Source organism: Pantoea rwandensis (assembly GCF_002095475.1).
Classification (GTDB): Bacteria; Pseudomonadota; Gammaproteobacteria; order Enterobacterales; family Enterobacteriaceae; genus Pantoea; species Pantoea rwandensis.
The window spans coordinates 188,920-200,415 of sequence record NZ_MLFR01000005.1; the positions used below are offsets into that span (position 1 = coordinate 188,920).

11 protein-coding genes and 1 pseudogene are annotated in these 11,496 nt (G+C 50.9%); 7 read left to right on the forward strand and 5 right to left on the reverse strand.

Annotated features, from left to right (window positions below; genetic code table 11):
* Positions 1–345: 345 nt before the first annotated feature.
* The 5 genes and pseudogenes from HA51_RS08410 (at position 346) to HA51_RS08430 (ending at position 3,958) form a co-directional block, all read left to right on the forward strand.
* A pseudogene (locus tag HA51_RS08410) lies at positions 346–941 on the forward strand (recombinase family protein).
* Between the two features lie 321 nt (positions 942–1,262).
* Positions 1,263–2,000 (forward strand): AzlC family ABC transporter permease, encoded by a 738-nt coding sequence (locus tag HA51_RS08415; protein ID WP_084934081.1) that lies wholly within the window; start codon positions 1,263–1,265, stop codon positions 1,998–2,000.
* The gene (locus tag HA51_RS08420; RefSeq protein WP_084934082.1) at positions 1,997–2,287 is read left to right on the forward strand and encodes an AzlD family protein; all 291 of its coding nucleotides are present in this window, start codon (positions 1,997–1,999) and stop codon (positions 2,285–2,287) included. Before HA51_RS08415 ends, HA51_RS08420 begins: the two co-directional genes overlap by 4 nt.
* A 37-nt stretch (positions 2,288–2,324) precedes the next feature.
* Positions 2,325–3,671 (forward strand): branched-chain amino acid transport system II carrier protein, encoded by a 1,347-nt coding sequence (gene brnQ, locus HA51_RS08425; protein WP_084934083.1) that lies wholly within the window; start codon positions 2,325–2,327, stop codon positions 3,669–3,671.
* Positions 3,668–3,958, forward strand: coding sequence for a hypothetical protein (locus tag HA51_RS08430; RefSeq protein WP_084934084.1), 291 nt, complete (start codon positions 3,668–3,670; stop codon positions 3,956–3,958). Before brnQ ends, HA51_RS08430 begins: the two co-directional genes overlap by 4 nt.
* Positions 3,959–3,992: 34 nt before the next feature.
* On the opposite strand, the gene HA51_RS08435 is transcribed toward HA51_RS08430, so the two are convergent.
* Positions 3,993–4,451, reverse strand: coding sequence for an Lrp/AsnC family transcriptional regulator (locus tag HA51_RS08435; RefSeq protein WP_084934085.1), 459 nt, complete (start codon positions 4,449–4,451; stop codon positions 3,993–3,995).
* Between the two features lie 331 nt (positions 4,452–4,782).
* Between HA51_RS08435 and HA51_RS08440 the strand changes: the two genes are divergently transcribed.
* Positions 4,783–5,829, forward strand: coding sequence for an SDR family oxidoreductase (locus HA51_RS08440; protein WP_084934086.1), 1,047 nt, complete (start codon positions 4,783–4,785; stop codon positions 5,827–5,829).
* Positions 5,830–5,861: 32 nt separating this feature from the next.
* On the opposite strand, the gene HA51_RS08445 is transcribed toward HA51_RS08440, so the two are convergent.
* From HA51_RS08445 to HA51_RS08460, 4 genes are all read right to left on the reverse strand, one after another.
* Complete coding sequence (locus tag HA51_RS08445; RefSeq protein ID WP_084934087.1) at positions 5,862–6,743, reverse strand: LysR family transcriptional regulator; 882 nt, start codon at positions 6,741–6,743, stop codon at positions 5,862–5,864.
* A gap of 11 nt (positions 6,744–6,754) precedes the next feature.
* Positions 6,755–7,432, reverse strand: a complete 678-nt coding sequence (locus tag HA51_RS08450; RefSeq protein ID WP_084934088.1) for a gamma-glutamylcyclotransferase — start codon at positions 7,430–7,432, stop codon at positions 6,755–6,757.
* Positions 7,433–7,451: 19 nt separating this feature from the next.
* Complete coding sequence (locus tag HA51_RS08455; protein ID WP_084934089.1) at positions 7,452–8,642, reverse strand: MFS transporter; 1,191 nt, start codon at positions 8,640–8,642, stop codon at positions 7,452–7,454.
* A 320-nt stretch (positions 8,643–8,962) separates the two neighbouring features.
* Complete coding sequence (locus HA51_RS08460) at positions 8,963–10,045, reverse strand: Gfo/Idh/MocA family protein (RefSeq protein ID WP_084934090.1); 1,083 nt, start codon at positions 10,043–10,045, stop codon at positions 8,963–8,965.
* A gap of 180 nt (positions 10,046–10,225) precedes the next feature.
* Here HA51_RS08460 and gcvA point away from each other — a divergent pair, with 180 nt between their 5' ends.
* On the forward strand, positions 10,226–11,134 hold the full coding sequence (gene gcvA, locus HA51_RS08465; protein ID WP_084934091.1) for a transcriptional regulator GcvA: 909 nt from the start codon (positions 10,226–10,228) through the stop codon (positions 11,132–11,134).
* Positions 11,135–11,496: the final 362 nt, after the last annotated feature.

An 11,496-nucleotide genomic window follows, 5' to 3' on the forward strand; every position in this document is an offset into this window, starting at 1 on the left:
GCAGAAGTATCAGATTGAATTGGTGACCTGCTCCCCGTATTTTGATTCACCGTTGCATTAGTAATTTCCGCTATGAGCGATCTGCGGACATTGCTCTAAGCATTTTGTGTTAATTAAGGGGAGCAAATCAATCTGCATATGAAAAAAATTGATAGATACTCCGGAGTTATTAATCCTGCCAACCTGAACGATTGCAACATCAATAAATCATTAAAGTAAGTTCTTGACCATATACTGAACCGACCGGTTTCGTACATGTCAAAATCAGGATGTCCGAAAGTTAGTGTTTTTTATTTCGTACATGACTTATGATACGTACATCTATTTCGTACGCAAGATAACATCATGTCACGAGTTTTTGCCTACTGCAGGGTGTCCACCTTAGAACAGAACACAGAGAACCAGCGTCGGGAGATCGAAGCGGCCGGATTTTCAATCCAACCGCAGCGTTTGATCGAAGAATATATCAGTGGTTCCGTCGCTGCCGGTGACGCCCGGGGTTTATGCGTCTGTTTGACCGGATGGAACATGGCGATGTACTGATCGTTACCAAGCTGGACCGCCTTGGTCGTAACGCCATGGATATTAGGAAGACCGTGGGGCTGCTTGCCACGTCAGAAATACGCGTTCACTGCCTGGCCTTAGGCGGTGTGGACCTCACCAGCCCTGCCGGAAAAATGACAATGCAGGTTATCTCTGCGGTAGCTGAGTTTGAGCGTGATTTACTACTTGAGCGTACCCATGCTGGTATCGCCAGGGTTAAAGCTTCTGGAAAGCGTTTTGGTCGTCCGCCTGTACTGGATGACGAACAAAAGAAATTAGTATTCTTACGGCTTAACGAAGGAATAAGCATTAGCGCTATCGCCCGAGAATTTAATACTACCAGGCAGACCATTCTCAGAATTAAAGCAGTAATGGAAGGAGCTGATTTTCGCCCTTAAGTTGCTCCTTCAGTGCCTCCTCGCATTTGGCTGGGGAAAACAAAGTTCAGCACTATCGATACAGCCTCCTGGCCATTTTGGGAACACCGGCATACAACTCACAAGCAATAGCAGTATCGTTTGTCAACGGTATATGAATACCAAAAAGGGCATCCGGTACAAAAAAAGCCTCCTAAAATCACACCTTCGCCAAGCGCAATAAAAAACCCAAAAATAAATTAATGAGCAATTATATTTCAATAAATATTATTAAATGAATTTAATTGCAATCTGTTGCCAGATTAAAAGCCATAAAATAAGCGGCCTTGACGGAGAATGCTTATGTCCACCACTGAATCACAAGTTTTGTATCCCTCTTCTTTTTCAGCCGAAGCCTGGCGTGGCACCCTTGCAGCGCTACCGGTTGTCCTCGGCTTTCTGCCATTTGGCCTTCTTCTTGGGGCGCAGGCTGCTCAGAAAGGCTTTAACGTTCAGAGTTTGATGCTCATGACCGGGCTTAACTTTGGAGGAGGCTCCGAGTTTGCGGCTCTCGCACTCTGGACCTCTCCCCCGCAGGTCATGACCATCGTGCTGGTAAGCCTGCTCGTCAATAGCCGGCATCTGCTGATGGGGGCATCCTTTGCGCCCTGCTTATCCCACCTTTCTCCGGGAAAGGCCCTGCTGGCGCTCTTTTTTATGTGTGATGAAAGCTGGGCAATGGGACTCGCCGATGCCAAAGTTCGCCGGGAGAGGGGGCATGACCCAGCTTTTCACCTGGGTTTTTATACGGGGACAGCACTCTCGCTTTGGCTCACGTGGGTGTTTTCAACCGGGCTGGGCGTGTTGCTGGGACCGGTTCTGGGGGATATCACCCGGTGGGGGTTTGATATGGCTTTTCCCGCCGTGTTTTTCGTGCTGTTGAAGGGGATGTGGAAAGGCTATCGCGCAGCGCTGCCTTGGCTGGTCAGCCTCATCTGCGCAGGGGTGACCTGTCGTCTCGTTCCCGGCGCTGCGTATGTGCCTGTGGGTGCCATAACCGGCATTGCAGCGATTTTTCTGATGAACCGGAAAGTCTCATGAGCCTCACTCTTCTGACCATTCTTCTTATGGCCGTGACGACTTATTTCACGCGCATTGCCGGCTACCTCGTTCTAAAAAACCGAAAGCTCAGTTCCCGGACTGAGGCGGTTATGGAAGCAGCCCCCGGCTGCGTGTTGATTACCGTGATTGCCCCTCATTTCGTCACCACAAACCTGGCGGATCTGCTGGCGCTGGCAATATCACTGCTTGCAGCGATGCGATTAACGCTCCTGCCCGTGGTGATAATCAGCGTGGTTGCTACGGCTTTATTACGTCACCTGCTTTGAACAGGTGCATTTTTTAAACACCATAAAGATTCAGTAAATGAAAACCTTTCGTATCAGAGATATTTTTATACTTGGCCTTATGAATTTTGCCCTGTTCGTCGGGGCGGGCAACATTATATTCCCCCCTTTCATTGGCCTTCAGGCGGGTACATCCGTCTGGGTCGCGGCGGCAGGCTTTCTGCTGACCGGTGTGGGGCTACCGGTAGTAACCGCAATGGCCATGGCAAAGGCCGGAGGCTCACTGGCGGACATCACAAAGCCCGTGGGACGACACTGCGGTATGTTGTTGACCATCATTTGCTACCTCTGTGTTGGGCCATTATTTGCCACACCGCGTACGGCCTCGGTGTCTTACGAGCTGGCGATAAGGCCCTTTACTGAAAGCGATCGCTGGTTGCCGCTGTGGAGCATTGCTTATTTCACCGTTGTCATACTGGTTTCTCTGTACCCGGGGCGGCTACTGGACACCGTAGGGAAAGTCCTTTCTCCTGTTAAAATTATCGCACTACTCATTCTGGCGGTAACGGCCATTATTTTGCCCGCCGGAAAGCCACAGCAGCCGGTATCCGCCTATGCAACAGCGCCATTCTCGGAGGGACTAACGAATGGGTATCTGACGATGGATACGCTGGCCGCGCTGGTTTTCGGACTGGTAATCGTGGGTGCCATTCAGTCGCGGGGTATCACTTCAGTACGGCTGGTTACACGCTACGCGGTACTTTCTGGTCTGATTGCCGGTGCGGGGCTTGTCCTGGTGTATCTCAGCCTGTTTCGACTCGGTACCGGCAGTACCGGTCTGATTGAGAACGCCACTAACGGTGCCCAGGTACTGAGTTCCTACGTGCATTTCAGTTACGGCACGGCAGGCAACATTTTCCTTGGTGTGCTGATAACGGTTGCCTGCATGGTCACTGCTATCGGCCTGACCTGCGCCTGCGCGGGTTACTTCAGCAGCATTACGCCTATCAGTTACCGGGCATATGTCTGGTTTTTTGCCGCATTTGCAATGCTGGTTTCCAATCTGGGGCTGACGCACCTGATCACCGTGTCGGTTCCTATCCTGACCGCAATTTATCCGGTATTTGTGGTTCTTATCCTGACCTACTTTATTCGTGGGTGGTTTCAGTCTGCACCTCGCGTTGTGAGGCCGGCTGCGCTGATTGCCTTTCTTTTCGGACTGGCTGATGCGCTCGAAGCATCCGGTGTCACTTTGAAGCCGTTCATCCTGGCCCGTCAGATGCCGCTGCATGATCAGGGACTTGCCTGGATACTGCCGGTACTCAGCATCATGGTACTGGCCGCTATGCTGGACCGGCTCAAAGGCCCGGCAAAAACCACAGCCCGTCAGGAGCGCCGATCGTGCGAAAAGGCAGGTATGCCGTGAAAGTGCCCGGCCCGGTGATTTATCCCTGCCTTGCAGCAGCAGCGCTGGGGATCTTGGCTGTACTTGAACTTCTGATCTGGCGTGTAGGGGGAAGTTATCCGGATGCACTGGCTCAGGTGCGCTACGTTGATAACGTAAACCGGCTGACTCCGCAGGCGATGCGGGAGATATGCAGCCAGCCCCTGACCACGCCCGAACTTGAAATGAAGCGCAACGGATTGTTTTTGCGATGTGGAACGCCTGGTTTGCAGGGAGTTTACCGGATCCAGCGGTACAGCGATGAGTAATAAGCCGGGCATAAAAATGCCCGCTTAATTCAACTCAGTGGGATTTCGGTGATTGTTTGATGGTCTGCATTGGCAACTCTGTTTTGACGCTTTTGACGCCTTTAATGCGCGTCAGATACCGCGTCTGGAACTGTCGATAGGCGGCCAGATCGGTCGTCATCACGCGCAGCAGAAAATCACAATCGCCAACCATGAGATGGCATTCCATCACCTCGGGTAACAGGCTGGCCTCCCGGGAGAAATGATCGGTGGTGTCAGCATCCTGACTTGTCAGCCAGACCCTGACAAAGACCGTCAGGTTCATACCCACAGCCTGAGGACTGAGTACGGCAACGTAACGATCGATAATACCGGCATCCTCCAGAGCTTTTACCCTCCTGAGGCACGGAGATGGCGAAAGGCTGACTTTTTCAGCCAGCAGATTATTAGGCATTCGCCCATCCTTCTGCAGTTCCCGAAGAATTGCCCGATCGGTCTTATCAAGCTTAAACATTTAGAGCATCGTTTCTGAGTTGAAAAACTGCATTATACGCACCCGGGCTTAATAAAACGATTTTGACCGTTTATACCACTGCATACAGTCACAGCGGCCAAGCTTTCATCATTGCCGGCAGGCCAATGTGGGAAAAAGAAGTCTCTTTTACAGACGCCATCACCCTTTTAATGCCCCCTATAAATTATTTAATACCGGCCATGTGAGAGGCTATATAACAGGGTTTAGGCCATGTTTTATCGCAGAACGCACCGTGAGATCTTTGACGAAAATACTGTAAGTCACAACACTTCAGGTTCGTTAAATCAACATTGCTATAGAGGGATACAACATGAGAAAGACTGTCATCGTTGCCGGTGCGGTGGGTGTCATCGGTCGTGGCGTTTTGGGACATTTTGAAGATCAGGACGTTGACTTAATAGCTCTGTCTCGACGGGAACCGGATTTCGTGACCCGGGCTAAACATTTGCCAGTCGATCTCACAGACCGGCACTCCTGCGAGGCGTTACTTGCCCAGGTGCCGGCGGCCACGCATCTGATCTTCGCTGCCTATCAGGAAAAACCCACACCGGCTAAACAGGTAGAGGTAAACCTGCTGATGCTTAAAAACCTGGTCGAAGTACTGGAGGAGAAAGCACCTCATTTACAGCATGTTACCCTGATGCAGGGTGGCAAAGCCTATGGTGCACATATCGGTCCGTTCCCATCGCCTGCCAAAGAAAGCGATGCACGGCATATGCCGCCAAATTTTTATTACGATCAGGAAGATTTCCTGCGCGAGCAGTCTGAAGGAAAGAGCTGGTCGTGGACAGCACTGAGACCGGAAGCGGTCATTGGCATGGCGGTGGGCAATCCCATGAACTTGTTGATGGCCATTGCGGTATACGGAACTATGGCGAAGGCACAGGGTGTTCCGATGTCATTTCCGGGCTCCAAAGAAGCCTACGAGGTCCTTTACCAGGTGACCGATACCCGCATCCTGGCCAGCGCAATCGACTGGGCAGGCGAGACGGCGTCCTGTCATGGGGAAGTCTTCAATATCACTAACGGTGACTATTTCCGCTGGTCCCGGGTCTGGCCGCGTATCGCGGAATTTTTTGAGATACCGGTCGGTGAGCCGTTCCCGTTGTCGCTTGAAGAAATGATGGCTGACAAGGGACCTCTGTGGGAGAAGCTGACGAAAGAGCATGGGCTGAAGGCGTATTCTTATGAGAACGTCGTGTCATGGAAGTTCGGAGACTTTATCCTTAAAAACACTTTCGATAACATTACCAGCACCATCAAGGCGCGTCAGCACGGGTTTAATGACTGCACTGATACCGAAGAAATGTTCATTGACAGACTGAATGCGCTGCGGGAGCAGGGCTTCATTCCGTGAGATACCGGGGCGGGCAGTCTGCCCGCCAGCCCTCAGCGCGGAAACGCTTTAAGAATAAAATCACGGACGTAGGCAGTCCGGCTGTTATTGGACGTACGTTTGTTCCAGACCAGATACAGGTGATTGGTTGGGGCCAGTTCTGACGGCGTCACTGAAACCAGGCGTCCGCTTTTCAGGTCATCCGTACAGTGATAATCCGGCAGTACCGTCCATCCGTGGCCGTTACAGACCAGGTCGCGGATGATTCGCAGGTCCGGAATAGTGAATGCGGCCTGCATGTCAGGCGCTCTCTGGAACAGGGTGGCCCACAGCGTTCTAATCAGCGGCAGTTCCTCGTCGTAAGCAATAAGCGGTAATGAGGCCAGCTTTTCCGCGCCAGGCTCAGGGCCAATCGCCTCTGACATGGAAGGTGCATGCACCAGCAGCATGCGTTCTGTCAGTAAATGTGCATAGCCGTACAGGCGTTCATCAGGCATTGATGCGGTGACAGCAAGATCCACGCTCCCTTCCTGCAGCAATGCGTAAATCCGCTGTTTATTGCCGGTATGAAACCGCAGGCGGTATCCCTCACTCATCAATGGCGCCATGACTGCCCCAAGCCGGGAATGAATAAAATCCGGCGGCCCTGCCAGATTTACTGTACCTCCCCGAACCGGACCAGACCGGAAAGAAGAAAGCTTGTCTTCCAGACCGTCAATGAAAGGAGAAACAGATCGTGCCAGCTCATCCGCAGCTTCGGTCGCCGACACACCTCTGGCCTGCCTGATGAAAAGGCGTTTGCCAACGAGCGCCTCAAGCGACTGGATGTGCAGTGACGCTGCCGGCTGGGTGATACCCAACTGCTCTGCCGCTCTGGAAAATGAGCCAGAGCGATAGGCCTCAAGAAACGTCCGAAGATGGGTTAGATGACTCATATGGAAGTGCCTTACTGATGAAATTTGTCGTTACCGAGAGTTCCCTGTAGAGCCAGGGCCAGTTCACTCACATAATCATCCCGTATGCCCCACGCACCGAGAGTGGCTTGCAGTTTCCAGACATAATCTGCATTGGTGCCTATGTCACCGCGAGCGGACGCGATGCGCGTCGCCACGGTCTCTGTAAGATTGTCCTGTTCGTAGTGCGGATGCAACCGGTCTGAGACAAAAGCCAGCGCCTGTATTTCCTCACCGTTTCCCAGAGAAACGTCGGCCCAGACTGGACGGTAAAGACCGGTAATCATCTCGCGCGTCCAGACCATTTCCAGCTCATTAATAAGGGTCGATTCCGGCAGTCTGAACGCCATCCCTTCGGTTACGCCGCCCTCGTCCAGAGATAACATCCTTCCAGGTACATCAGGGGTGGCACGTCCTGATATCAGCCGGATACAGAAACTGCGCTGCCATCCTTTCAGCCGGGCCCGTTGCATTTCCTCAATCGCCAGCGCGGGATTCCACATCAAAGACCCATAGGCAAAGACCCAGACAGGAGCGCCCGTCGGGCGCTCCTCCAGAGTGGAGTACATTGATGCCCGTATTTTTTCTGCGTCCCAGCGCATATGCGCCGGAAGCAGCGTTTCATGTGCTCTGACAAATGCGCCATTAAGCATATTTTCACGGGTAAGCATATTCTCTCCCTTTACTGACTTACGCTTCAGCCTGCTGATATTTACTGCCGTGACTGCGACGGATTTGTGCAAGCAGCAACAACAAGCCGAGCAGTGAAACCACCGCACCACTGATACCGGTGTACACGATACCGGCGTGTGTGATGGTGAGGCCACCCAGTACCGAACCCAGCGCGATACCGGAGTTGAAGCCCGCGATATTCAGGCCAGCTGCAACGCCATGCGCATGAGGTGCATGTTGCTCAGCCACACCAATCAGGCGGGCTTGCAGCGCCGGCACTGCGGCAAAGGTCAGCATACCCAGCAACGCCACCAGAATACCCATGCTTACCGGTGAGGATGCCAGTAGCCACATACCCAGCACCACAACAACGATGCCGCTGATAATAAGGATATTTGCGCGATTGACTCCCATGCTGTCAGTGAGTTTCCCACCCAGAATATTGCCAACCGCAGCGGTGATACCGTAAACCAGCATAAACAGACTCACCGTTGCGCCGGTCACTCCGGTCACCTGAGTCAGAATTGGCGCGATAAAGGTGTAAGCCGTAAACGAACCTGCGTACGCCAACACCGTCACCAGTGCACCGGCGAGCAGCTTACGGTTAAACAGCATGCTGATATTTTGCATGGCCGAGCCGCCATGTTCGCCAGGCACGCTGCGTACCGGATCTTTCATGCCAAACAACAGGCCAAGGAATCCAAGCGCACCGAAGGCAGCAATAGCCCCAAGAACCGGACGCCATGACACTACGCCACCCAGCCATGTACTCAATGGAACACCGATCGCCATTGCCAGCGTAAAGCCGCCAAACACCACGGCAACAGCCCTGCCAGCTTTACCTGGTCCGGCCAGACGCGCCGCAGTGCTTGATGCCGCAGCCAGAAACAGACCGTGACCCAGACCTGCAATAAAGCGGGCAAAAAGGAGTTGAGGGAGTGTGGCCGCAAACGCTGCCGCCAGACTACCGGCAGTAAAGACAACAGCGGTTGTCAGCATCACATTTTTCCGGCTCCAGCCCGCCGTGAGCGCAGACAGCACCGGTGCAGCAAGAGTTGCGCCCAGCGCATAGGTTGTCACCGCTGCACCTGTCTGCTCAACGCCTACGCCTAATCCATGGGCCATTACATCTGTCAGCCCAATGGGGACAAATTCTGCTAGCCCGAGCGCAAAGGCGCTGATAGTGAACACATAAATAACGAATGGCATGACTGCCTCCTGATATAAGTAAGGATTGCAGTCTGAAGAACCATCAATGATAAATAAAATAATCTAATTTTCATTAGGTATAAATTTATTTATGAGTTATCTGAATTAAACCTCGAACCAGAGCAAACTCTTCTTTAAGCATCATTTTCAGGGTATGAATTTCAAAATTTTATTCATACCCGGCATAGTGCTTTTCACATACAGCCTCGGCCGGAAGGCTGGCAGAAAGACATCCTTATTTATATTGTCAAGTTTCCGCTCAACGGATCGCGCACCTGCTAGCCGCCGAATGCTGTCTTTAATAAGCGGCTATTATGATTTTAATTTAATGATATGTATGCGTTATCTGTTCTGGCCGACAGCAGCATAGCATCCATAATCCTTTGTGTTTTTAACGCTACATCTGGCCAGAATGTGTCAGTGTTCCCGGAAATTACAATATCCCCGAACGTTCTGAAAAGAGATGCCTCCTGTGAGGTCGAGTGGTTGTTGCTGTATTCCGGTATATGGAAGCTCTGACTGTGCCTTTCTAAATTGAAATAACATTTATCGCCTGAAAAACTGTCCTGATGAAGGGTAAAGTTTGTTTCGTTGCCATAATGTGGCAAAACAAAATCGTCCAGGTGAACGTGGCCACGAGTACCGCTGATACAAGCCCACTGTTGGCGGGCAGTGTTGAATGCGTTATAGATTGAGGCTGTTACGCCATTCCCGAAAACCATTTCCGCCTCAAATTCCACAGGGCTACCGATATCTGAGCGGGAGATCATTCGCCCGCGTACCTTAACCGGCATGGCATAGTTCATTGCAAAAAGGGTAAACCGAATGTTGTACCAGCCAACGTCACCCAGGCAGCCTGCTGGCTCAACCAGACTATGATTTTTTATCCATTCTTGATCACCCATGAAGCTGAAGTGGCTGTTAATGCGCCTTACCTCCCCCAGCGATTCTGGAGAAGAAAGTAACCGTTGTAGGGTTTGTATACGCGCCGAATGCTGAAACATGACACCATCCATCACCTGAACGTCCGCTCGTTCCGCCGCCCGAATGATTTCTTTTAATTCGTCTGCGTTTAGCCCGCAGGGCTTCTCAATAACCACATGTTTACCTGCCTCTATTGCCTTGACAGCCCACTGAGCTCTAATGGCTGTGGGAAGTGGAATATAAAGCGCATCAATATCATTTCTGGCGATAAGCGCTTCATAACCCTCAACGGCTTCTACGGCATAACAGGTTGGTGCGGATGATTGGCATTCGCGGATAAAATGGTCCGCTTTGTTGATAAAACGGCTTGCCACTGCAACGAGTCTGCCGTTTCCTGCGTTGAGAATGGCGTGCCAGTTTTTGCGGGCGATGCTTGCTGTTCCTAAAATCCCCCATCGACATTTTGTATTGCTATGCATGCCCAGCACTCCTTTTAATGATATCTCTCGTAAGCATCTAAAGATTTAGCCGTCACATCGTATTGAGTTGTGAATAAACGCCTGCTGATGAGGAGATTAAAAAATTCTTCATTAATTAAAAAACGATGATAATTTTACGTATTGTTAGTTTTATTTGACTAGATATGGTCATACAAAGAAATGATGATAAAAAAGCTGCCTAACCTCGGAGCGGTACGGTTTTTTGAAGTTGCTTCGCGTCTCAACAGTTTTTCACGGGCTGCGGAGGAATTGTGTGTTACGCACAGCGCGGTCAGTCACCAGATTCGCGCACTTGAGGCCGATTTGGGCGTTCAGTTGTTCAAAAGAGATGGCAGACGCGTCACGTTAACCCCTTCGGGAGAAATCTACGCACGACAAATCCGCTCCGCGCTAGTTGAAATCTCTGAGGCAAGTGAACTTTTGCGATCGGAAGAAAGAGGAAGGCGCTTAGTCATAAGTGTTTTGCCTTCTTTTGCTTCTCGCTGGCTGTTAGGCCGAATCGGAAGTTTCATTGATCGCTATCCAGAAATTGACGTGGATATTCAATCGACCAATACGATGACGGACTTCAGTCGCGATGACGTGGACGTGGTGATCCGTTTTAATGAAACGGGTGCGACAGAGCTTTTTGTTGAACCGGTCATGAATGACGTTTTCTTTCCGGTATGCTCTCCTTTTTACAATCAAGGTTCTTTGCCAAAAGATCCTGAATCTCTTCTCAGCCATAAGCTGCTGCGAAATGATTACGCTATGTGGAAAAGTTGGTTTCTCGAAGCGGGCATTAGCGGTGCTGAGGAGCCACAGAAGGGCGTACTGTATAAAGACGCATCGCAACAGATCCAGGCGGCGATAGATGGGCAGGGGATTGCACTTGTAAGGCAATCGTTGGCGATGCAAGCGATCCAGGAAGGCACTCTGGTTCGATTAACTCAAATTAAAGTCGCCAGCCATTGGTCATACTGGTTTATATGTCCACATGCATTGATTAACTCCGACCGCCTGAATATCTTCCGGGATTGGATTCATGATGAAGCCAAGAGTTTCATGAAGAGTCTGGAAAACTACTGAACGATGTATAGCACAATAGAAAAAGTATGGCATTGACAGCCTTCGGAAGGGGCGTCCATCACATCATTACAGTCTGAGAATTCTGAGAGATAGGTCGGCATCATAATGATGGTGCATGAATTTAGTCAGCTTTGTAACTTGGCTGTTGCAGACAGAATTAACCAGAACCATCTGTGACATCAAAGTATACCTAAATGTCATAGGGTAAATCGTGCCTGAAAACGCCTAATGTCATCACCTATATGCCATGGTGTTATTGTCATAACCTAAATGTCATAGTTTCGTTCGTTCATAGGGCATGGCGTTGTTCCCACTAAAACACATTACATCTAATTTACATTCAGCTTATGTCCGCTCCTGGC

Bases quoted from the DNA above. Each gene is read 5' to 3' on its own strand.
- brnQ (WP_084934083.1), top strand. From the start codon at position 2,325: ATGAAAACCTTTCGTATCAGAGATATTTTTATACTTGGCCTTATGAAT.
- HA51_RS08455 (WP_084934089.1), bottom strand. From the start codon at position 8,642: ATGCCATTCGTTATTTATGTGTTCACTATCAGCGCCTTTGCGCTCGGG.
- HA51_RS08460 (WP_084934090.1), bottom strand. From the start codon at position 10,045: ATGCATAGCAATACAAAATGTCGATGGGGGATTTTAGGAACAGCAAGC.
- HA51_RS08420 (WP_084934082.1), top strand. From the start codon at position 1,997: ATGAGCCTCACTCTTCTGACCATTCTTCTTATGGCCGTGACGACTTAT.
- HA51_RS08440 (WP_084934086.1), top strand. From the start codon at position 4,783: ATGAGAAAGACTGTCATCGTTGCCGGTGCGGTGGGTGTCATCGGTCGT.
- HA51_RS08415 (WP_084934081.1), top strand. From the start codon at position 1,263: ATGTCCACCACTGAATCACAAGTTTTGTATCCCTCTTCTTTTTCAGCC.
- HA51_RS08450 (WP_084934088.1), bottom strand. From the start codon at position 7,432: ATGCTTACCCGTGAAAATATGCTTAATGGCGCATTTGTCAGAGCACAT.
- HA51_RS08435 (WP_084934085.1), bottom strand. From the start codon at position 4,451: ATGTTTAAGCTTGATAAGACCGATCGGGCAATTCTTCGGGAACTGCAG.
- gcvA (WP_084934091.1), top strand. From the start codon at position 10,226: ATGATGATAAAAAAGCTGCCTAACCTCGGAGCGGTACGGTTTTTTGAA.
- HA51_RS08445 (WP_084934087.1), bottom strand. From the start codon at position 6,743: ATGAGTCATCTAACCCATCTTCGGACGTTTCTTGAGGCCTATCGCTCT.